The following is a 21,158-nucleotide window of genomic DNA, read 5'->3' as shown; positions in this document are numbered from 1 at the left end:
GGCCGGCGGGCGGGCCTGCACGGGCGGGGGTGGCGGCGCGGGCGGCGGCGGCGGGATGTCGGCGGCTTCCAGCGGAATCGAGTCCGGCTCGACGGCCTGCTGCATCTCGGGCTCCACCGCCTGCACGGCGTCGGGCGGCGGCGGTGCGGCTTCCATCGGCGGCGTGGCGGCCACGGTGTCGGGCGGCGGCGGTTCGCTCGTGGTCACCGGCTCGGGCGCCGTCATCGCCATGGGGGGCGGCGGTACATTGGTGGCGCTGGTGGCCTCCGGCGCTATCACCTGGGTCTGCTCCATCACCTCGCCCGTCTCCTCCTCCGGCGCGGCGGGCGCCGCGGGGATGGAGGCGACTTCCAGCGGGATGACGGCGTCGGGCACCGGCGGCGGTTCCGACATCATCGGGCCGTAGAGCAGCACAGCGAGGACCCCGCCATGCACCAGGGCAGAGGCACCCCAGCCGAGCATCCGGTAGCCGGAGACGCGGCCTTCCCCCTGCAACGCAATGGAGCTGCTCATGCGATGCGCCTTCTCAGCGGGCCTGCACGGCCGGGGCGCCGGGCTCCACCTCGGCGATCAGCGAGACGCGGGTGATGCCGGCCTGGGTGACGCGGCCCATCACGCGCAGCACCTCGCCATACGGCGCGGCGCGGTCGCCACGCACATAGATCGGCGCTTCCGGGTCGGCCGTGTGCAGCTCGTTCAGCTTGGCGGAGAGCTGGTCGGCGGGGATCTCTTCCTTGGCCAGGAAGACGCGGCCATCGGCGGCCACGGTCAACACCACCGGCGGGCGCGGCGCGGCGGCGCGCGGCGCGGCGGTGCGCGGCAGTTCCACCGGCACGCCGACCACCATCATCGGCGCGGCGACCATGAAGATGATCAGCAGCACCAGCATGACGTCCACCAGCGGCGTGACGTTCATGTCGGCCATCGGCATGCCGCCATCGTCATCGTCGAAACCGCCGCCGAGGCTGGGGCCGGTCATTGCCATCGGGCTTACTCCGCCGCCGCGTGGGCGCGGGCGTGCACCGGGGCACCGTGGGAAGTGGCGGGCGGGCGGCGGGACAGGCCAGAGGCGAGGTCCGACGCCGCGCCATTCGCCACCTGCCGCATCTTGGAGAGGCGCACCGTCAGGCGGTTATAGGCGATGACGGCAGGGATGGCGGCGGCGAGGCCGATGGCCGTGGCGAACAGCGCCTCGGCAATGCCGGGGGCGACGACGGCCAGGCTGGTATCGTTGCTCTGCGCGATGCTGGCGAAGCTGCGCATGATGCCCCAGACCGTGCCGAACAGGCCGACGAAGGGCGCCACGGCGCCGGTGGTGGCCAGGAACGGCAGGCCCGGCTCGGCCCGGCGCATCAGGGCGGCGATGGTGCCGCGCATGGTGTGCTCGATGCGGTAGCGGTATTCCGCCCGGCTTTCGTCATGGTCCCGGCCCTCGCGCCACTCGCGGGCCCCGGCGCGCAGCACCTGGGCCGCCAGTTCCTCGCCCTGCGGCGTCGCGGCGGCGGCGGGGCCGGCACCCGGGGCGGCGGCGGAGACCAAGTGCTTCACCTGGGCGCCCAGGCGGCGGAACAGCACCGCCTTCTCGATCACGATGGCCCAGCAGATGACGGAGGCCAGGACCAGCAGGATGATCACCAGCTTGCCGACCCAGTCGGCATGCAGGAACAACCCGACGGCGGACAGGTCTGGCCCGGCGGCCATGGCGTTCAGCGCCGCGTCGGTGCCATTGGTGGCAGCCTGGGTCGTGGCATCGGTCGGGTTCATCGCGACCTCCTTACTTATCGAACGAGACGCCGCTCACGCGCGAGGCGAGAGCGAGACGCGGCAGGCACGCCGCACGGGTTTCCGCAGTCGGCCCGCAGGCCAGGACGTCATTCAGCAGCACGGAGCCGATGCTGTCGCAGGACTGGCCGGCGAGGTCGAAGATACGCGCCAGGGTCTTCTGCTCAGGCACGGGCCCTACATCCAGCGCCAGCCGGCGGGCGATGACGCCATCCTTGCCGAACATCAGCAGGTCCAGGCGCAGCGGGTCCACCGCCTCCTGCCCCGGGTTCCGCAACAGCATCCAGACGCGGCAGTTGTTGCCCTGCGCCTCCAGCCGGTTCAGCTCGATGGAGATCCGCGGCGTTTCCTGCGCGATGGCCGGCGTGGCGGCGCAGAACGCGGCCAGACCCAGAACGGACAACAGACGGCGCATGACAACTCCCCGACGGCGGCTTCGGATATCGGTTGGCTTATGGCCTCATTGCGACGCACACGCAATGCGAATGACTCGCAATATTGGGATGTGAAGGGGGAATGCCGGCCGAGGATGGAGGCCGGTGCAGCCCCAGGCAGCCCAGCCCGGATTGGCCCACACAGGCTGGGGCGGGAGTGTTGGTGGCCAGATGACCTCTCGGCATTGCGCTCACCCGCCGTAATGCGGCGGGCCTGGCGTCATGCCGGCCGGCGAAGCACTCGCTCTAGTGGCGCGCGATATTGGCCAGGGAGGACAGCCGCGCCATCACGTCCGGCCGCGGGAATTCCTCAGCCTCCGCCAATCGTCGGGGGAAGACTTCCAGCAAGCGGGACGGATCGTAGTCGATCGGCTGCCAATGCCGGTCGATAAAGGCCATGGCCGCGTCCCAGTCGGTCTCCATGTGCCGCTCCGTGCGATAGACCAGGACGTCCTGGCGGCCGCTGCCGGCGTAGTAGTCGCGGATGCGGTGGTCGATCGGCGTGCTGGGATCCTCGACGCCGAACAGGCCCGAGGGGGCGGAATGGATGTCGAAGGTGGCGCAGGGAATGCCGTAGGCCTCGGCCACCGCCAAAGCGTGCAGGCTGGTACTGAGAATGCGGCGGCAGGAGAGGATGTCCTCCACCCGCGCCCGCACCTGGCCGATATCGCGCTCCACCACCGTGTTCATCACCCGGATGGAGTCGGTCAGCCCTTCCGGAATGCGGTAGCGGTTGAATTCCGCCTTGGCTCCAGCGAAGGGCGTACGCTCTTCCAGCTCCGAGATATGCAACACGACGCCGAGGTCCCAGCGCTTCTGCACGCCCTCCCCCGGCCAGAGGCGTGGCAGCAGCCAGGCCGGGTCGCCCATGACGCCGGAGGTGGCGTAGCCGGCATCGCGCAGCAGCGCGGCGCTGAAGGGGCCACGCACGGCATGCGGGTTGAAGCGGGTCAGGCGTGGGTTGCGGAACCGCCGCTGCACCTCGAACGAGCCTTCCTCCCCGCCGAAGCCGGAACCCCAGACATCGACATGGCCGAAGCGCTGCTTCTGGCCGATCGTCCCGATGGCGATCAACCGGCTGCGCGGCGAGACTGGCCGGGTGTACCGCAAGGCCTGGCCCGTATGCGCGGCCACGATGATGGGACTGAGCAGATCGCCCATATTCCCCACCTTGCCGCCACGCATCCAATTCATCCGCACTATGCCATTGCTCCTGGCCACCGATGGCGGGCTTTAGCACCCATCCCGGCGCATGAACCCATACGGAGAAGCCCGGCCTGTTCGCATTGCAGCAAAAAGCCGTGATTTGGTAGCGGGAAGCGTGCGGCGGACGGCCTTTAGTGGTTCAGCAGCAGCGTCAGCTCCGCCATGTCACCGCGCTGGGTAGCCCGTACCCGGTCCGCCAGCTTCAGGATCAGGTGGGTGGAGAGCTGGCGCACCGCGTCGTCCATCGCGTCGTCATCCTCCGCGTCCAGCATGGCGGTCAGGTCCGGTGCCGCCTGGGGGCCCAGATGCAGGGCGTGGCCTTGGTAGGACAGGGTGTTGACCAAGGTGAACTCGTCGAAGCTGGTGGTAAGGGTGATGGCGCCCTCGATGCCGGTGGTACGCAGGGCTTCCACCGCCTCGCCCACCGCGTGTCCGGCGCGCAGCACGGTGTCCTGCCGCACGCCCCACAGCTTGCCGCAGAAATCCAGGGCATCCTGCGCATCCTCCCCCTCGCTGCCCGATGTCAGGCGGCGGCGCTGGATGCGGCGGGTGCCGATGCGGAACATGGCGTTCAGGCCCACCGCCGCCAGGGACGCCACCGTCAGGCCGGAAGCGACGACGATGCGGCTCCATTCCGGTGCATCCTGGCTCAGCCGCGGCACCAGCATCACCGCGGTGCCGAGCACAATGGAAAGCCCCACGGTGAAGCTGCGGCGCGCATTCATCATGCGCGACATGATCAGGTCCATGCCGGCGGTGATCATGTAGGCGGCGGTGTAGAGCAGGATGCCGCCCACCACCGGCGGCGGCGTCAGCGCCAGCAGCGCCGCCACGGGCGGAAAGAACGCCGCCGCCACCAGGAACGCCCCGGCGACGAAGCCGACCCGCCGGGCGGCGATGCCGGTGGCATGCACCAGGCCGATATTGGCGGAGGACGACCCACCCGCCAGCGTGCCGAACAGGCCGTGCAGCATCTGCGTCACGCCCAGGCCGGTGATGGAGCGGGCGACCATCGGCATGTCCGCCCGGCGCCAGTTGGCATCCGTCATCCGGTCCAGCGACAGGGTGCTGGCGAACTGGTCCATCATGGTGATGAACTGGGACAGCAGGATCACCGCGATCGGTACGAGGTGGAATTCCGGCGCCGGCAGGCCCAGCCCCAGGCCGGGCACCGCCACCAGCGGCACCTCCAGGCTTGCCAGCGGCAGCGTGCCCGTCAGGGCCGTGACGGCCGTGCCGGCCACGGCGCCCATCAACATGGCGACGCGGCGCCAGACGGCGGAGCCCCAGATGGCGATGCCGACCATGCAGGCCACCGTGGGCACCGCCGCCAGCACCGCGGGGGCGGAGATCCCGCCCTCGTCAGCCGTGAAGCCGACACTGCGGTTGACCGCGCCGGTGACCAGCGTGATCCCCAGCATCAACACGACGACGCCGATGACCTCCGGCGGAAACACCGGCCGCAGGCGCGGGATGATGCGTGCCATGGCGATGGTCGCCACCCCCGCCACCAGCGTGGCGCCCATGACGGCGCCGATGCCGTAATGGGCCGCGACCGCGATATGCACCGGCAGCCGCCCTGGCCCGGGGATGCTGACCAGCAGCAGGCCAGCGCCGAAGCGCGTCGGCAGCGATTGCAGCATGGTGCCAAGCCCCATCACCAGCACGGTGGCGCTGACGAAGGCGGCGGTGCGGGTGGCGTCGAACCCCAGGCTCTGCGCGCAGATGACGGCGTAGAGGGCGAAGATCATCGCCAACAGGCCGTGCTGCAGCCCCATGCTCAGCAGCACGGACAGCGGCGGCACCTCGTCGATGGAATGGACGAATTCGTCGGGGCGCTTGCGCCGGCTGGGCACGGGGCGGGGGAAGGCATGCTCCAGCCAGGCCTTCATGCCGTGGAGCGCCTGCTGGGGCAGAACCCGCTGGGTGAGCGGGAGGCCGGGCGGGTTGGTGGATGTTCAGCCAGTGTCCCGCCCTCCTCCGGCAGCATGAAGCGCGAGCGCAGACGGGCCCGTGCTCCGTCCCGGCACTCTGCCGCCTTGTCAGGCAACCGACAAGGCGGCGGGCGGCGGCTGATGGAGAAGCAGGCAGAAGCGGCAGGATGGAGGCGATGCCCCACCCTGCCCTGCCGCCGCCATCGGCCTCAGGCGGCCGTCCAGACGTCCCCAAGCGTGGAGAGATCGCCGAACAGCCCGGCGAAGTGCTGCTCCCGGAACTCGTTGGAGGCGATGAAGCCGAGCGCCGCCGTGCCGCGATCGAGGCCGGCCTCCAGCGCATCCATCCAGAATTGCAGCCCACCGGCCTCGGCCGAGCGGCTGAGCAGGTTGCCGTAGAGACCGGCCACGAAATCCTGCGTCGTGGCGTTGCCAAGCCCGTTGGCGAATTCGCTGGAATTCACCATGCTGCGCGCCACGCTGCCGACATCGGCCGTCTCGGCATGCTCGGTCCAGAACCGGAAGCCATCCGCTTCCGCCGAACGGCCGAGCAGGCCGCGATACAGGCCGCCGACGGAAAGCCCGTCATCCGTCGCCGCGCGCGTCAGCAACGTGCCCTCGGTGAAGCGCAGTTGCTCGACCTGCACCAGCGTGTCGCTGGAACCGCCCGCCAGTGCCCGCACCTGGAAGAGCCCATCGACGACATCGACGCTGTAGCCGGCACGGGATTGCAGATAAGCGGCGGTATCGATGCCCACGCCGCCATCCAGGCGGTTGTTGCCGCCGAAGCCCATCAGCACGTCATTGCCAGCGCCGCCCTGCAGGTGGTTATCCACGTCATTGCCGGTCAGCGTATCGTTGCCGGCGCCGCCAGTGGCGTTCTCGATCACCACGCCATGGGCGATGGTGAAGCCGCCGAATACGCCGAGAGCGTGCGACATGTAGCCGCCGCCGCCGACGGCATATTCCAGGCTGGCCGGCCGCAGGTCGATCGTCGTGTCCCGCGTGCCGGCATAGGCCAGCGTGTCAGTGCCGCCGGCATCCCAGATGCAGGCATAGAAGGTGCCGGATGCGTTGACGTCCGGCAGCAGGTAGGTGTCGTCGCCGGTGCGGTGCTCCATGTTGGCGCCGTATTTCTGCTGGAGCGCCGCGATGTCGAACGCCATCGGCGTGCCGACAAAGCCGTGGGCCTTGTCGGGCGATACGCCCTCGGGAGCCGTCGCCCACCCGTCCACATAGGACATCATGGTGTAGATGCTCTGCTTCAGGTCAAAGTAGCCGCTGCTGTCGAACGGGTCCGTGACGCCGGGGAAGATCGGTGAATTACCACCGCCGGTATCGTGCGGATGCGCCAGGCCCAGCCCGTGGCCCAGCTCATGGATCAGCGTATCGAAGCCATAGCCGCCCTGCTCCAGCGCCTGGCCCGGCGTGTCGGACCAGGAGGGCCCGGCGGTGTTGAAGACGCCCTGGCCGGACACGTCCCCGGTGTGTGGCGCGCCAAACGCGCCCAGGACGCTCAGGTTATCAAGAAACGTCCCCTGGGCGAGTACCAGGATGGAGGCGTCGGAAGACGCCTCGGCGAATTGCAGGTTAGTGATGTCGCTGAAGGTCTGGAACGCGAGGCCCGCCTGGGCCTTCTGATAGGTGCTCCAGGCTTCCGGATTGAAGGAGATGCCGTGCAGTTGCGTCACCGGGTCCATGTCGTCGCCGACCGGATCGGCGAAGTGGTAGGTAATCCAGTAGCCCGGAAGTTTCGTCCCCCAGTCCACGCCTTCGACCGGGTTGAATGGCTGCGCCACGGCGCTCTCCCTCAGAACATTTCGAGGGCTTAATTTAATTGCGCGGAGCGAAAATCGTCAATCGGGATGAAATTTTCGCGAGGACGAGTGGTGCCCCAGCGCAACATTATCCACCCTGGCCGGAGCGTGCGGCCATCAGAACAGCATCCAGCCTCAAGCCTGCGGGTCAGCCGCAGCCAGCCTGGGCGTTCGGATATGGAAGCAAGGGGGAGAATGGTGCCGACGCCCGGGATTGAACCGGGGACCTACTGATTACGAATCAGTTGCTCTACCGCTGAGCTACGTCGGCTGGCGGCGGGTATCTAGCGGCCTCCGTGGCGGAGGGCAACTCCCCTTCGTGGCCTCAATGCGCAGAAAGCGAGGGTGCTCGGCCGCTGCCCCACGCGCGCGCGTAGCGGTGGCTATTGTAACAGCGACTATTTCGGTCGTGTAATCTGTTATGGAACAAGGTTAAGGCCCAGGCCCGGGCTGCGGACATGTGCGCCGCGTCATCATTCCTCCATCGCATCGCGACACATGGAGGATAGACGAACATGCGCCTGAAACTGCCGTCCCGCTTCAGTCACCGCGCCCTGGCCCTGGCCCTGTTGGCCACCACCGCCATCGGTGCGGCCGAGATGCTGCCCTATCAGGCGCAGGCGGCCCTTTCGCCCGCCGTGGCGGCCAGCCATCCGCAGGGCTTCGCCGACCTGGTGGAGCAGGTGAGCCCCGCCGTGGTCCGTATCAGCGTGATGGAAGGTGGCCCGGAAGCGGTGCAGGACGGCGCGCTGCCCAGCAAGCGGCAGGCGCCGCCGCGCCAGCGGGACCAGAGCCAGCGGGAACAGGGCCGGCCGCGCGCCATGGGTCAGGGTTCCGGCTTCGTCATCGACGCCTCCGGTTACATCGTCACCAATTTCCACGTCGCCGGCCAGGCCACGCAGATCAAGGTGACGCTGTCCGATGGCACGGAGCTGCCGGCCAGGCTGGTGGGCGGCGACCAGCGCACCGACCTCGCCTTGCTGAAGGTGGAGTCGCCCAAGCCGCTGCCGACCGTCAACTTCGCCACCGGGGCGGAACCGCGGGTGGGTGACGTGGTCATCGCCGTCGGCAACCCGTTCGGTCTCAGCGCCACTGTCACCTCCGGCATCATCTCCGCCCATGGGCGGGATCTGGGCGCAGGGCCGTATGACGACTTCCTGCAGACGGACGCGGCCATCAACCCGGGCAATTCCGGCGGCCCGCTGTTCGACATGGCGGGCAACGTGGTGGGGGTGAACACCGCTATCGTCTCGCCCACCGGCGGCTCGGTCGGCATCGGCTTCGCCATTCCGGCGGAACTGGCCTCCAAGGTCGTGGCGCAGCTGAAGGATGGCGGCCAGGTGCAGCGTGGCTGGCTGGGCGTCGAGCTCGGCCCGAATGGCGAGGAGCGGACCGGCGCCAAGGTCGTGGCGGTGCAGCGGGAGAGCCCGGCGGCCCGGGCCGGCCTGCGCCCCGGCGACGTGATCGTCGAGGCCGATGGCGGGCAGATCGCCGATGGCCGCAGCCTGGCGCGCCAGGTGGCCAACCATGCCCCCGGCAGCGCACTGAAGCTGGCCGTGAAGCGCAGCGCCGCGACGCTGGACATGCAGGTCACCCTCGGCACGCTGCCAACGGAGGGCTAAAATGCGAAGCCCCGGCCGGTATGAACCGGCCGGGGCTTGATCCCGTCAAAAGGCCGCTGCCAGTGATGGCAGCGGCCTTTCGTCTCAGTGCACCAGCAGCGGCACCATCTCGTGCTGCAGAATGGCGGCGGTTGCCAGGGAGGCATCGGGCGCGGCGCCGATCTGCGTGCCATCGGCCGAGTGGATGGCGACGACATGGGCGCCGTCGATCACCACGGGGCGGATATAGGCCATCTGCTCAGCCCCGAAGCGTGCCCAGTCCGCGGCGGTCAGGTGCCGCAGGGCAGTGGCGGCATCGAACGGACGGGGCGAAAGGTCCTTGTTCATCTCTGTGACTCCTGTTGCCGGCCCGTCTGGGCCCGGCTTGCGGCCGGCTGGTCTGCCGCACCGCGGTGAAGCTCTGTCAGGCGTCGCTTACCAAAGCCAACGCGGCAGGGCCGTCATGTTTGCAGGCACGTCGTCGTCTCGGCCTCACTCGCCGCCGGCGGTATCGTCCAGCGTGGTGCCGTTCACCAGTGGCCGGCCGCCCTGGGCGCCCTTGGTGCCGATGCGGATGGCCTTCACCCGCACTTCCGGCAACGGCCGCTTCAGGTCGATATGCAGCAGGCCGTTATCCAGCCAGGCGCCCTCGACATCGATGCCCTCGGCCAGCACGAAAGCGCGCTGGAACTGCCGGGCGGCGATGCCACGGTGCAGGAAGATCCGGCCTTCCGAATCATCCTTCTGCTTGCCGCGTACCACCAACTGGTTGTCCTCCTGCGTCAGCTGGAGGTCATCCATGCTGAAGCCGGCGACGGCCAGGGTGATGCGCAGGCGGCTCTCACCGGTCTGCTCGATATTATAAGGGGGATAGCCGTCCGAACTCTTCGCGACACGGTCGAGCATCTGCTCGAGATGATCGAAGCCGAGAAACAAAGGCGAGCCGAAAAGCGAAGAGCGTGACATGGGCGGTTTGGCCTCCTCATTTGAGAGCGAGACATCGATGGAGCCCGAAGCACTCCATCGTGCAGGGAAATCTTGTGCGCTTTGGCCCGCATTGCAAGAGGAGCCCACTGTTGCACCCGGCGGCCACAGGGGGCTACAGCACGGCTTCCATGCCCGACGAAACCCTCCTCCCCATCCTGCTGGTCCCCGATTCCCGCCTGCGCGCCAAGGCCCGCCCCGTAGGCCCCGGCGACCTGGACACCGTGCGGGAGCTCGCGCCCCGCATGCTGGCCACCATGTACAAGGCCCCGGGCATCGGCCTGGCCGCGCCGCAGGTGGGCGTCATGCTCCGCATGGCGGTGGTAGACATCCAGAAAGATGACCAGCAGGACCCCATGGTCCTGATCAACCCGCAGATCGTCGCCGAGAGCAACGAGCTGGCGACGCGGGAGGAAGGCTGCCTCTCCCTGCCCAACCAGTATGCGGACGTCACCCGCCCGGCGCGCATCAAGCTGCGCTGGATGGCGCTGGACGGCAGCAAGCAGGAGATGGAAGCGGACGACCTGCTCGCCACCTGCATCCAGCATGAGCTGGATCACCTGGATGGCGTGCTGTTCGTGGACCACATCTCCGCCCTCAAGCGGAACATGCTGCTGCGCAAGCTGGCCAAGGAATTGAAGAACAAGTCGCGGGACGGCGAGTGAGCCGCCTGCGCCTCGCCTTCATGGGCAGCCCGGACTTCTCCGTCCCGGCGCTGCGGGCGCTGCATGCGGCGGGGCATGAGATCGTCATGGTCTATTGCCAGCCGCCCCGGCCGGCCGGGCGCGGGCAGAAGGAAACCCCCTGCCCCGTGCACCGCGCCGCGCTGGACCTCGGCCTGCCGGTCCGCACCCCCGCCCGCGTCCGCCGCGATGCCACCGAGCACGCGGCCTTCGCGGCGCTGCGGCTGGATGCCGCGATCGTCGCCGCCTACGGCCTGATCCTGCCGCGTGAGATGCTGGAGGCGCCCCGGATGGGCTGCCTCAACATCCATGCCTCCCTGCTACCGCGCTGGCGCGGCGCCGGGCCGATCCAGGCGGCGATCCTGGCCGGCGACGCGGAAAGCGGCATCACCATCATGCAGATGGATGAAGGGCTGGATACCGGCCCGATGCTTCTGCGCGGCAGCGTACCCATCGGCCCCCGCGCCACCACGCCGGAACTGCACGACGCCCTGGCGGCGATCGGCGGCCCACTGGTGTTGCGCGCCCTGGCGGAACGGCCCGCCGCGGTGCCGCAGCCGGAGGACGGCATCACCTACGCCCCCAAGCTGGGCAAGGAGGATGGCCGCCTGAACTGGGCCGAGAGTGCCGTGGCGCTGGACCGCCGCGTGCGCGCCCTGAATCCCTGGCCCGGCACCTATTTCCGCCATGGCGAGGACACGCTGCGTGTGCTGGAAGCCGAGCCCGCCGCCGGCCAGGGTGCCCCCGGCACGGTGCTGGACGATGCCGCGCTGGTGGCCTGCGGCGACGGCGCGCTGCGCCTGTTGAAGCTGCAACGCGCCGGCCGCGCCGCTATGCCCGCCGAGGCCTTCCTGCGCGGCTACGCCCTGGCCCCAGGCGACGTGCTGGGCTGAATGCCGCGCTACGCCCTCCTGCTGGAATATGACGGCACGCCCTTCGTCGGCTGGCAGCGGCAGATCAACGGCCTGTCCATCCAGCAGGTGCTGGAGGAAGCCGGCGCGCCGCTGAATGGCGGCGAGTTGCCCGAGACTGTGGCCTCCGGCCGCACCGATGCCGGCGTGCATGCCGAGGGCCAGGTGGTCCATATCGACCTGGCGCTGGACCTGCCGCCGGAGCGGTTGCGGGAGGCGCTGAATACCCGCAGCCGGCCGCACCCCGTCTCGGTCGTCAGCGTCGCGCGGGCGCCGGCGGAATGGTCGGCGCGCTTCTCCGCCCAGGGCCGTGCCTATCGCTACCGCATCCTCAACCGCCGCGCCCGCCCGGCGCTGGATCTCGGCCGGGTGTGGCATGTGCCGCAGGCGCTGGACGCGGGCGCGATGCATGCGGCGGCGCAGATGCTGCTCGGCCGGCATGATTTCTCTGCCTACCGCGCCGCCACCTGCCAGGCCAAGCACGCGCTGCGGACGCTGGACCAGCTGGACGTGGCCCGGCTGGGGGATGAGGTGGTGATCCACACCGCCGCCCGCAGCTTCCTGCACCACCAGGTGCGCAACATGGTCGGGACGCTGGTGGAGGTCGGGCTTGGGCGCAAGCCGGTCACCTGGCCCCGCCAGGTGCTGGAGGGCGGCGACCGTACCCGCGCCGGCCAGACCGCCCCGGCCGATGGCCTGACCTTCCTGCGGGCGGAATATCCGGAAGCGCTGGACTGGTGCTGAGCCGCGCCGGTGCCCGGCCCTTGCGCCGCGCCGGCCTAAGCCGCAAGCTCAAGCTTGAACAGTAACGCTGCATCGCGGGCAGCAACCACGCGGCCGGGCGAACGGGGCATGGCCTTAGGCGCCCCACCGCAGCGTCCGGGCATGTCGGTCCGGTGCGCGAACCTGCAGATCTTGACTTCAGGAGGTTGGTTGGATGGCGCACTCCCCGCTGGTCGATAGTTTCTACGACGAACGCACCGGCAGCATCCAATATGTGGTGGCGGACCCGCGGAGCGGCCAATGCGCCATCATCGACCCCGTGCTGGACTACGACGAGAAATCCGGCTCCACCGCCACCACCTCGGCCGACGCGCTGCTGGCGCATGTCGCGGCGCGGGGCTGGACGGTGCGCTGGGTGCTGGATACCCACCCGCATGCGGACCACTTCTCCGCCGCCGGCTACCTGAAGCGGCGCACCGGGGCGCCCACCGGCATCGGCGAGAAGATCGTCGAGGTGCAGAAGCTGTGGAAGGACCTGTACAACCTGCCGGCGGACTTCGCCACCAACGGCTCCCAGTGGGACCGCCGCTTCGCGGATGGCGAAGTGTTCTCGATCGGCGATTTGCCAGTGGAGGTGATGTTCTGCCCGGGGCACACCCTGGCCTCCGCCACCTACCGCATCAACGATGCCGCCTTTATCCACGACACGCTGTTCATGCCGGATTCCGGCACGGCGCGGGCGGATTTCCCGGGTGGCAGCGCCAGCGCGTTGTGGGGCAGCATCCAGCGCGTGCTGGCCTTGCCGGACGAGACACGGCTGTTCACCGGCCACGACTACCGCCCCAAGGGCCGCCCGCCAGCGTGGGAGAGCACGGTGGCCGAACAGCGCGCCACCAACATCCACGTCATCCAGGCCAAGGACGAAGCCGCCTATGTGGCGATGCGCAATGCGCGGGACCGCACCCTGCCGATGCCCAAGCTGATCCTGCACGCCCTGCAGGTGAACATCGCGGGTGGGGAACTGCCGCCGGCCGAGGCGAATGGCCGGCGGTACCTCAAAATCCCGCTGGATGCCCTGGGCGATTGCGCCTGGGGCTGACCCTTTCTCAGCTCACCCGCCGGATCGCCGGCGGCGCCCAGCTCTGGATGAAGGACACTTCCGGCCCGGGCGCGTAGACGCGCAGGATCAGGTACCAGCTTGCGGTGGTCGGGTCGGCAGGGTCCGGGGTCTGCAGCCAGTAGGTGCCGTCCGGCAAAGGGTCGGGCGGCTGCTCGCGCTGGATCAGGACGGTCATGTTGCCGTCCGGGCCGAGGGTCTGGAAGCGCGGGTAGTAGCCGTTGACGAAGTAATTGTCCGTGCCCTTCACCAGGTTGTAGTCGGCGCCGTACATGGTGACGGACCAGAAGCCGTGGAATTCCTTCTGGTAAGGCGGGAAGCCACCTGCCGCCGGGTCGAAGGCCATGACGTAGGCGCCGTCCGAGGCCAGCGCGTTGCCGTCCGAATCCTTCGCCGTGTTGACGTAGACCGCCTGTTCCGGGTCATGCGCGGAAATGCCCGCCAGGGCCTGCATGGCGGCGCGGGTGACGAAGTCGCTCGCCTGCCCTGCCCGGCCGATGATGGGGGGCGGGTAGTGCCAGGAGTTGATGCTCTTGCCTCGGCCCTTGGCCATCTGCCGCAACAGCCGCAATCCATGCTTGGCCGCGCGCTGCAACCCGGCCCGCGTGGCGGGGGAGCGATCCTCCAGCCTCTGGCCAGGGCCGATGCCGATGGTGGCGAACAGGCGCAGCAGCTCCGCCTGATCGATGCCGGGGGCGGCGCCGGGCGGGTTCTCCGTCATCGCCCGGTTCATGGTGATCCAACTGCCCAGCGCATTCTCGTAATCGATGCCGGCCGGCACCTGCGCGTGCGGCGGACGCGACGGGTGGCGCGGCTGCCCGGCCCAGACGGAGAGTGGCGTGATGCGGTATTGCAGCTGCAGCGCACGGGCCTTTTGCAGATCGGCACCGCCATCGGCATCGTCGTTCACACCGGTCCGGCCGAAGATCAGCACGGCGGGCGTACGTGCGCGCGGCAGGACGTCCAGCACATCCGCCGGCACCGCGCCGTGCCAGCCGGGGCCGCCGACCAGGTAATTGGCCGCGGCGTTGCCGGTCGCCTTGCTGCCGATATAGGTGAAGTTGTCAGAATCGATGCAGCACATCTGCATGCACCAGAAGCGGTCGGTGATCGCCGGTGCCGAGATGACCATCGGCTCCGCCGCCAGGTCCAGCCACGCGACCGAGTAGAGCGTGTCATGGTTGGGGGAGCCGCCGGTCTGGTCCTCCGGCGTCGCCAGATGATCCACGTTGAAGAAATTATTGAGCGGCGCCCAGGGCATGCTCCTGTGCTGCGCCTCCGCCACCTTCCTGCCGGCCTCGCTGGTCCAAAGCCAGCGGAGCTGCGCCAGGTACATCCAGGGGAAGCCATAGATGTAGGCCTGCAGGCCCAGCGTGTAGGCGTAGTGGGATTCCCATTCCTCCGCGCCCGCCGGTGGTGAGTCCTCCATGTCTGGTAAGGAAAAGCCCCAAGGCGTTGCCGGAAGCGGGTCCGCAGATAAGCTCTCCGCCATCGTGTCCTCCCCGTTTGCCGGCGTGAGGGGGCGACGGCCGGCCGCGCGAGCGGACCAGCGGCCTGGACGCCGGAAGCGGAGCCTAGGCGCCCTAATAACGATATCGCAACGTAAATGCCCCGACAGGAAAGCTGCTGGATTGTCCGCGGGCTTTGCAGAGCAAACCGCGCCAAGATACCCGGCTTGGCCGAGGGCGCAGGCTGCGAATGTCGAGGAAGAGGGGGAGGTTTGGTAGCGGCGGGCGGACTTGAACCGCCGACCCCAGCATTATGAGTGCTGTGCTCTAACCAGCTGAGCTACACCGCCAAACCAAGCTGCCGGGGTGGTCCGTGAGGATCGTTCCCGTCAGGTGGCGCGAATTAGGCCGCCTTTCCGCCGCTGTCAACAGCCCGGACGGCGCTGCGGATAAACCCGCCGCCAAGCACGCGGTCACCATCGTACAACACGCAGCCCTGGCCGGGGGCTGCGATGGCCGGCACGTCCAGCCGCACGCGCATCAGGCGGGCGGCGGCATCCCAGGCCACGGTTGCCGGCTGCGGATTCTCGCGCGCCCGCAGCTTCACTGTGCAGGCAAAAGGGGCGGCGCCGGGCTCGATCAGCCAGTTCACCTCGCCCACCACCACCTCCGGCACCGCCAGGGCGGCGCGGGGGCCTACCACCACGCGGCGGCGCGGCGCATCCAGCGTGGCGACGTAGAGCGGCTCCTCGCCATCCCGCGACGCCTGGCCAAGGCCACGCCCCTGCCCCACCGTGTAGCGGGCAATGCCCTGGTGCGTGCCCAGCACCCGGCCATCGACATGCTCGATCGTGCCGGGCTGCGCCGCGTCCGGGCGGATGCCGGCCACGACCTCGTGGTAATTGCCACGGGGCACGAAGCAGATGTCCTGGCTGTCCGCCTTGGCCGCCACGTCCAAGCCCAGCCGCGCCGCCTGGACGCGGACATCGGCCTTGGAGGCATAGTCGCCCAACGGGAAGTGGCTGAAGGCCAGCTGCGCCGGCGTGGTAGCGAACAGGAAGTAGGACTGGTCCCGCGCCGGGTCCACCGCCTGCCGCAGTTCCGGCCCGTTCGGGCCTTCCACGCGGCGGACATAGTGGCCGGTGGCCAGGGCTTCGCAGCCGAGGTCCTTCGCCAGTTCCACCAGGTCGGTGAACTTCACGGTCTGGTTGCAGCGGATGCAGGGCACCGGCGTCTCGCCGCGCGCATAGGCGTCGGCGAAATCCTCGATCACCGCCTTGCGGAAGCGGCTCTCCCGGTCCAGCACGTAATGGGGAATGTCCAGCCGGTCGGCCACGTTGCGGGCATCGTGGATGTCCTGGCCGGCGCAGCAGGCGCCCTTTTTCTGCACCGCTTCGCCATGGTCGTAGAGCTGCAACGTGGCGCCGATCACATCGTGCCCCGCCTCCTTCATCAGCCCCGCGACGACGGAGGAATCCACCCCGCCGGACATGGCGACCAGTACCCTCATGATGCTGCGTTCAACCCCATCTGCCAGAAAGCGATTTCCAGCCGCGCCGCTTCCCCGAAGGTGGCGGAGAGGCTGGGGAAGCGGGCATCGCCCCCATGGCTGATGCCCAGCGCGTCCAGCCGCTCGGCCGCGCTCTTGGCCAGGGCCTGGTAGCCCAGGGAGCCATAGGTCTCGATCCAGCTCTCATATGGGTTGCCGTCCCGCTTGCGGCCAGGATGCGCCATGATCCGCAGCGCGATCTCCCCATAGCCGATCGTGCACGGCGCCAGCGCGACTTCCAGGTCCAGGATATCGCCCGCCATGCCCCGATCCAGCACCCAGCGGGTGTAGGAGACGGTCTCCGGTGCCTCGGTATGCGCGACCACGTCGGCTTCCAGCAGGCCCCACTCGGCGCAATAGGTCAGGTGCATCTGCATCTCGGACAGCAGGGCATTCAAGCCGGAGGCCTTGGTGCGCAGCGCCGCCAGGCTTTCCGCCTTGAAGGCGGCCAGCGCCTTGGCGCGGGCGAACTGGATGAGGAACAGCCAGTCCTGCACCAGGTAGCGCTGGAAGCAGGCCAGGGGCAGCGTGCCCTCGGCCAGTCCCTGCACGAAGGGGTGCCAGCAATAGGCATCCCACCGTTCCAGGGAGGCTTCCCGCAGCCGCCGCGCGAGCCCGCCCGGGGCGCCGTAGGGCGCGGGAAAGCTCATCTCAGCCCGCGTTCCGCGTGCCGGCCGGCAGCTTCACCACCAGCCCGTCCAGTTCCTCGCTCATGATGAGCTGGCAGCCGAGGCGGGAGGTCTCCTGCAGGTCGAAGGCGAGGTCGAGCATGTCCTCCTCATCCTCGGTCGGGTCCTCCAGCTTGGTGAACCAGCTGGAATCGACGATGACGTGGCAGGTGGAGCAGGCCAAGCTGCCCTCGCAGGCACCCTCGATGTCCACATCATTGCGGTGCGCGATTTCCAGCACGGAGAGGCCGAGCGGGGCCTCCACTTCGCGCCGCGTACCGTCGCGCTCGATGAACGTCATCTTCGGCATCGCCGTCTCTCTACTCCGCCGCATCTCTGGTTTCGGAAAGGGCCTGGCGCCAGGCGCGGCCCAGGGCGGCCGCGGCAAGGTCCACATCGGCGGGCGAGGTAAAGCGTCCGATGCCGATCCGCAAGCACGACCTCGCCGCCGCGTCCGGCACGCCGATGGCCCGCAGCACGTAGGAGGGCTCCACCTCGGCCGAGGAACAGGCCGAACCGGTGGAGACGCAGAGCTCCTCCGCCGCCGCCGCCATGATGGCCTGGGCGGTGGCGCCGCCGGGAAACAACAGACTGAGATTGCCCGGCACGCGGGGGGCCTGCGGCGCGTTCTGCGCCACCCCGGGCACTTCGGCCCGCAAGCCGGCCCATAGCCGGTCCCGCAGCCCGCCGATGCGCCCGGCATCCAGCTGCCGCTCCGCCTGGGCCAAGCGCGCGGCCTCCCCCAGCCCGACCAGCAGGGGCGCCGGCAGGGTGCCGGAGCGCAGCCCCCGCTCCTGTCCGCCACCGGAGAACAAGGGCAGCAGCCGCACGCGCGGCCGGCGGCGGACATAGAGCGCGCCGATCCCCTTGGGCCCGTAGATCTTGTGCCCGGAGAACGAAATCAGGTCCGCCGGCAAGGTCCGCACATCCAGCGCTACACGGCCGGCGCCCTGGGCGGCATCGGTATGGAACAGGGCGCCGGCTTCCTTGGCGAGCGCGGCCAGGGCCGGCAGGTCCTGCACCACGCCGATCTCGTTGTTCACCGCCATGACGGAGACCAGCAGCGTCGGCACGGCCAGGGCCGCGCGTAGGGTCTCCGGCGCCAGCAAACCGTCGGGGCCGACCGGCAGGACCACGGGCTCGAACCCCTCGGCGGCGAGGTCACGGACGCTCTCCAGCACGCATTTGTGCTCGGTGGCGACGGTGATGACGCGGCGGCGGGCATCGCCCTGGCTGGCGGCGAAGCGGGCGGCGCCCTTGATGGCCAGGTTATTCGACTCGGTGGCGCCGGAGGTGAAGATGATCTCCCTCGCCTCGGCACCCATCAGCGCGGCGACATGCGCGCGCGCATCCTCGACCGCAGCCTCGGCCGCCCGGCCCAGCACATGCTCGACACTGTGCGGGTTGGCAAAATTCTCTTCCCACCACGGGCGCATGGCTGCCAACACCCTGGGGTCCAGCGGCGTGGTGGCGTGGTTGTCGAGATAGACCGGACGGTTCGCGGGCAATGCGCGGCTCCCTCAGGCGGCGTTGCGGCTCAGGCGGGCGCGCAGGGCAGCATAGGCCTCCAGGAAGCGCTCCGCCGCATCGTCGGGCGCATTCCAGGGCAGCGAGACACGGATGGCGGCGGCGGCCTCGGTTCTCCCCAGCCCCATGGCCAGCAGCACATGGCTGGCGGCGACCTTGCCGGAGGAACAGGCGGAGCCGGCCGAAACCCGCATCCCGCCCAGGTCCAGCGCGATCACCTGGGTCTCGGCCGGGGTGCCGGGCAGCAGCAGGCAGGTGGTGTTGGGGACGCGAGGCGCCCCTGCGCCCAGGATTCCGATTTCTGGGCCCACCCCGGCCTCGATGGCGTCGCGCAGCGTGGCGAGGCGCGCGCTCTGGGCCGGGTCGGCCGCCTCCGCCGCCGCGCCGAAGCCGGCGATGGCGGGCAAGGCCTCGGTACCGCCGCGGCGGCCACGCTCCTGCCCGCCGCCGGGCAGCAGGGCGGCGAGATCCAGCCCCGGGCGCAGCAGCAGCGCGCCGACGCCCTTTGGCCCACCCATCTTGTGGGCGGAAAGCGCCATGGAGTCGGCACCCAGCCCGGCCAGCGAGACCGGCACCCGGCCGGCGGCCTGGACGGCATCGACATGCAGCAGCGCCCCGTGCCGCTGGCACAGCAGCATCACGTCTTCCAGCGGATGCAACACGCCCGTCTCGTTATTCGCGGCCATGACGCAGACCAGCGCCGGACCGCCCGAGGCCAGCGCGGCCTCCAGCGCGGCGAGGTCCAGTTGCCCGTCTGCCTGCACCGGCAACTGCTCGATACCCGGCATGGCGCGCAGGATGGCGGGGTGTTCGGTGGCGCCGGCCAGGATGCGCCGCCCGGCCCCCAGGCCGTGCAGCGCCATCGCATTGGCCTCGGTGGCGCCGGAGGTGAAGACGACATCGCGCGGGCGGCTGCCGAACCGCGCCGCCACCCGGGCACGCGCCTGTTCCAGCACCCGCCGCGCCGCCCGGCCATCGCCATGGACGGAGGAGGGGTTGCCCGGCAGGTCAAGCGCCGCGAGCAGGGCCGCACGGGCCTCTGGCCGCAGCGGCTCAGAGGCATTGGCATCCAGGTACAGGGCACTCATGGAGTGTCGTCCCCCCGCGTAATGTCCCCCTTCGCATAATCCGGCGCGACCGGTGCGTGCAGCCCCAGCGCGGCGGCCGCCGGTGGCAAGGCGCGGCCAAGCACGCGGCCGGCCAGCACGTCCGCCAGCGACATATGAAGAAGGAACAGCCGGATCTGCTCGCCCAATTCGTGCCAGAGGTCGTGGGTCAGGCAACGCTGGCCGGCCAGGCAGCCGGGCGCCACGCTCTCGCAGCGCGTGGCGGTGATCGGCTCATCCACTGCATCGATGATGGCGCCGATCGGGATGTACTGCGCCGGTCTCGCCAGGCGATACCCACCACCAGGGCCCCGCGCCGACTCCACCAGACCGGCGCGGCGCAGGCGGGCGAAGATCTGTTCCAGGTAGGCCACCGAGAGCATCTGCGCGGCCGCGATCTCGGTCAGGCTGACAGGGCGCTCGTCGAGGGAGTCGGTGCCAACACCTGCGTCAGGCGCATGGCTGTCATTCAGTCGGCAGGAGGGGTCCGTCCGGGCCGCGAGCTCGACCAGGGCCATCACGGCATATCGACCACGTGTAGACAGCCGCATGGCTGGTTTTTCTTCCTCATGGCGCCCGGAACGGGGCGCGAAGCTTGGTAACGAATGGTTTCGGCGTCTCAGGCACCGAAGAGGCCATGAATCTGTTATGAAATTGCGTACCGCATGCGTATATTGGGGCTGTCCGGGGGAGGAGGAAGCCTGCCCCGCGGCGCCAAGGCCATTTCAGGTACGGGTCCCTGCGTTCTCGCCGCCTTAGGGAACGCTATTGATCCTGACTTACGCAGTCAACCATTCGGCCCGCATGATGTGCAGGCCCGATGACTGACTGTGACGCTGGAGTGGCCCCGGTTCTGTCGATGGGACGCATGACGCGCCCCGGGCACATGGCTTCCCAAACGGGCGCTGCCGCGCCCACCGCACTGGATGCAAGGGAACGATGCCTGAAGTAATGTTCGCCGGGCCTGATGGCCGGCTTGAGGGTCGTTACCACCACTCGAAGCAGCCCAACGCTCCGGTTGCCCTGGTTCTTCATCCCCACCCGCTGCACGGCGGCACGATGAACAACCGCGTGGTGCACGCGCTGTATTCCCGTTTCCAGGATATGGGTTTTTCCGCCCTCCGCTTTAATTTCCGCGGTGTCGGGCGTAGCCAGGGCCGTTACGACGGCGGCATCGGGGAAATCTCGGACGCTGCGGCGGCACTGGACTTCATCCAGGCCGTGAACCCCAATGCTTCCATGCTGTGGGTCGCCGGCTATTCCTTCGGTGCCTATGTCGGCATGCAGTTGCTGATGCGGCGGCCGGAAATGGGCGGTTTCGTCTCCATCTCCGCCCCTGCCAGCCACTACGATTTCGGCTTCCTGGCGCCCTGCCCCTGCTCCGGCCTGATCATGCACGGCCAGGATGACGAGCTGGTGCCCGAGCCGTCCGTCCGCAAGCTGGTGGACAAGCTGAACACCCAGCGCGGCATCGCCATCGACTACCGCGTGCTGGAAGGCGCCGGCCACGTCTTCACGCCCGAGCAGACCGTGAAGGTGGCGGACGCCGCCGAGGACCACGTGCAGACCATGCTGAACCGCGCCCGGATGGCCATGGCCGCCGACTGATCGGCAGCGGTTTCACACAATGAACCGGGTGGCGCAGGCCACCCGGTTTTTTTGTGCCTC

Annotated in this window: 21 protein-coding genes, 2 tRNA genes and 1 pseudogene; 6 read left to right on the top strand and 18 right to left on the bottom strand. The window is 69.3% G+C overall.

The window, feature by feature from the left end; genetic code table 11:
* From IBL26_RS07815 to IBL26_RS07780, 8 genes and pseudogenes are all read right to left on the bottom strand, one after another.
* Window positions 1-513: pseudogene (locus IBL26_RS07815) on the bottom strand (hypothetical protein); the annotation flags it as partial.
* A 13-nt stretch (window positions 514-526) separates the two neighbouring features.
* Window positions 527-985: an ExbD/TolR family protein gene (locus tag IBL26_RS07810; protein WP_187783908.1), complete on the bottom strand. Its 459-nt coding sequence runs from the start codon at window positions 983-985 to the stop codon at window positions 527-529.
* Window positions 986-990: 5 nt separating this feature from the next.
* Window positions 991-1,764, bottom strand: a complete 774-nt coding sequence (locus IBL26_RS07805) for a MotA/TolQ/ExbB proton channel family protein (RefSeq protein WP_187783907.1) — start codon at window positions 1,762-1,764, stop codon at window positions 991-993.
* Between the two features lie 10 nt (window positions 1,765-1,774).
* A complete protein-coding gene (locus IBL26_RS07800; RefSeq protein ID WP_187783906.1) occupies window positions 1,775-2,197 on the bottom strand; it encodes a Tat pathway signal protein in 423 nt (140 codons plus the stop codon).
* A gap of 265 nt (window positions 2,198-2,462) precedes the next feature.
* The gene (locus IBL26_RS07795; protein ID WP_241749136.1) at window positions 2,463-3,410 is read right to left on the bottom strand and encodes a polysaccharide pyruvyl transferase family protein; all 948 of its coding nucleotides are present in this window, start codon (window positions 3,408-3,410) and stop codon (window positions 2,463-2,465) included.
* A gap of 143 nt (window positions 3,411-3,553) precedes the next feature.
* Window positions 3,554-5,314 (bottom strand): uracil-xanthine permease family protein, encoded by a 1,761-nt coding sequence (locus tag IBL26_RS07790; protein WP_187783904.1) that lies wholly within the window; start codon window positions 5,312-5,314, stop codon window positions 3,554-3,556.
* Between the two features lie 251 nt (window positions 5,315-5,565).
* Window positions 5,566-7,155: a DUF4214 domain-containing protein gene (locus tag IBL26_RS26060; protein WP_187783903.1), complete on the bottom strand. Its 1,590-nt coding sequence runs from the start codon at window positions 7,153-7,155 to the stop codon at window positions 5,566-5,568.
* A 214-nt stretch (window positions 7,156-7,369) separates the two neighbouring features.
* Window positions 7,370-7,444: transfer RNA gene (locus IBL26_RS07780), tRNA-Thr, on the bottom strand.
* A 244-nt stretch (window positions 7,445-7,688) separates the two neighbouring features.
* Between IBL26_RS07780 and IBL26_RS07775 the strand changes: the two genes are divergently transcribed.
* Window positions 7,689-8,795 carry a trypsin-like peptidase domain-containing protein gene (locus IBL26_RS07775; protein WP_187783902.1) on the top strand — a complete coding sequence of 369 codons (1,107 nt, stop codon included), beginning with the start codon at window positions 7,689-7,691 and terminating at the stop codon, window positions 8,793-8,795.
* An 84-nt stretch (window positions 8,796-8,879) separates the two neighbouring features.
* On the opposite strand, the gene IBL26_RS07770 is transcribed toward IBL26_RS07775, so the two are convergent.
* Both IBL26_RS07770 and IBL26_RS07765 read right to left on the bottom strand, forming a co-directional pair.
* On the bottom strand, window positions 8,880-9,122 hold the full coding sequence (locus IBL26_RS07770) for a hypothetical protein (RefSeq protein ID WP_187783901.1): 243 nt from the start codon (window positions 9,120-9,122) through the stop codon (window positions 8,880-8,882).
* 144 nt (window positions 9,123-9,266) lie between these two features.
* The gene (locus IBL26_RS07765) at window positions 9,267-9,740 is read right to left on the bottom strand and encodes an Hsp20 family protein (RefSeq protein WP_187783900.1); all 474 of its coding nucleotides are present in this window, start codon (window positions 9,738-9,740) and stop codon (window positions 9,267-9,269) included.
* A gap of 149 nt (window positions 9,741-9,889) precedes the next feature.
* On the opposite strand from IBL26_RS07765, the gene def reads away from it, so the two are divergent.
* The 4 genes from def to IBL26_RS07745 all read left to right on the top strand — a co-directional run bounded on the left by def (window position 9,890) and on the right by IBL26_RS07745 (window position 13,174).
* On the top strand, window positions 9,890-10,423 hold the full coding sequence (gene def, locus IBL26_RS07760; protein ID WP_187783899.1) for a peptide deformylase: 534 nt from the start codon (window positions 9,890-9,892) through the stop codon (window positions 10,421-10,423).
* A 5-nt stretch (window positions 10,424-10,428) separates the two neighbouring features.
* Window positions 10,429-11,334 carry a methionyl-tRNA formyltransferase gene (fmt, locus tag IBL26_RS07755; protein ID WP_187783917.1) on the top strand — a complete coding sequence of 302 codons (906 nt, stop codon included), beginning with the start codon at window positions 10,429-10,431 and terminating at the stop codon, window positions 11,332-11,334.
* Complete coding sequence (gene truA, locus IBL26_RS07750; RefSeq protein WP_187783898.1) at window positions 11,335-12,096, top strand: tRNA pseudouridine(38-40) synthase TruA; 762 nt, start codon at window positions 11,335-11,337, stop codon at window positions 12,094-12,096.
* A gap of 193 nt (window positions 12,097-12,289) precedes the next feature.
* Window positions 12,290-13,174 carry an MBL fold metallo-hydrolase gene (locus tag IBL26_RS07745; RefSeq protein ID WP_187783897.1) on the top strand — a complete coding sequence of 295 codons (885 nt, stop codon included), beginning with the start codon at window positions 12,290-12,292 and terminating at the stop codon, window positions 13,172-13,174.
* A 7-nt stretch (window positions 13,175-13,181) separates the two neighbouring features.
* On the opposite strand, the gene IBL26_RS07740 is transcribed toward IBL26_RS07745, so the two are convergent.
* From IBL26_RS07740 to IBL26_RS07705, 8 genes are all read right to left on the bottom strand, one after another.
* A complete protein-coding gene (locus tag IBL26_RS07740) occupies window positions 13,182-14,621 on the bottom strand; it encodes a DUF1254 domain-containing protein (RefSeq protein ID WP_187783896.1) in 1,440 nt (479 codons plus the stop codon).
* A 292-nt stretch (window positions 14,622-14,913) separates the two neighbouring features.
* Window positions 14,914-14,990, bottom strand: a tRNA-Met gene (locus tag IBL26_RS07735).
* A gap of 53 nt (window positions 14,991-15,043) precedes the next feature.
* A complete protein-coding gene (gene mnmA / locus IBL26_RS07730) occupies window positions 15,044-16,150 on the bottom strand; it encodes a tRNA 2-thiouridine(34) synthase MnmA (RefSeq protein WP_187783895.1) in 1,107 nt (368 codons plus the stop codon).
* Window positions 16,147-16,839: a TenA family protein gene (locus IBL26_RS07725; RefSeq protein ID WP_187783894.1), complete on the bottom strand. Its 693-nt coding sequence runs from the start codon at window positions 16,837-16,839 to the stop codon at window positions 16,147-16,149. Before IBL26_RS07725 ends, mnmA begins: the two co-directional genes overlap by 4 nt.
* Before the next feature lies 1 nt (window position 16,840).
* Window positions 16,841-17,167, bottom strand: coding sequence for a ferredoxin family 2Fe-2S iron-sulfur cluster binding protein (locus IBL26_RS07720; RefSeq protein ID WP_187783893.1), 327 nt, complete (start codon window positions 17,165-17,167; stop codon window positions 16,841-16,843).
* A gap of 10 nt (window positions 17,168-17,177) precedes the next feature.
* Window positions 17,178-18,365: a cysteine desulfurase family protein gene (locus tag IBL26_RS07715; RefSeq protein ID WP_187783892.1), complete on the bottom strand. Its 1,188-nt coding sequence runs from the start codon at window positions 18,363-18,365 to the stop codon at window positions 17,178-17,180.
* Window positions 18,366-18,377: 12 nt separating this feature from the next.
* Entirely contained in the window at window positions 18,378-19,472 is a 1,095-nt protein-coding gene (locus IBL26_RS07710; RefSeq protein ID WP_187783891.1) for a cysteine desulfurase family protein, read from the bottom strand.
* Window positions 19,469-20,041 carry an Rrf2 family transcriptional regulator gene (locus IBL26_RS07705; RefSeq protein ID WP_241749117.1) on the bottom strand — a complete coding sequence of 191 codons (573 nt, stop codon included), beginning with the start codon at window positions 20,039-20,041 and terminating at the stop codon, window positions 19,469-19,471. Before IBL26_RS07705 ends, IBL26_RS07710 begins: the two co-directional genes overlap by 4 nt.
* Before the next feature lie 388 nt (window positions 20,042-20,429).
* Here IBL26_RS07705 and IBL26_RS07700 point away from each other — a divergent pair, with 388 nt between their 5' ends.
* Window positions 20,430-21,098 (top strand): alpha/beta hydrolase, encoded by a 669-nt coding sequence (locus IBL26_RS07700; protein ID WP_187783890.1) that lies wholly within the window; start codon window positions 20,430-20,432, stop codon window positions 21,096-21,098.
* The last annotated feature ends 60 nt before the right edge of the window (window positions 21,099-21,158 follow it).

This window comes from Teichococcus aerophilus, assembly GCF_014490485.1.
Taxonomy (GTDB): domain Bacteria; phylum Pseudomonadota; class Alphaproteobacteria; order Acetobacterales; family Acetobacteraceae; genus Pseudoroseomonas; species Pseudoroseomonas aerophila.
This window is presented reverse-complemented; position numbering and strand designations above follow the sequence as displayed.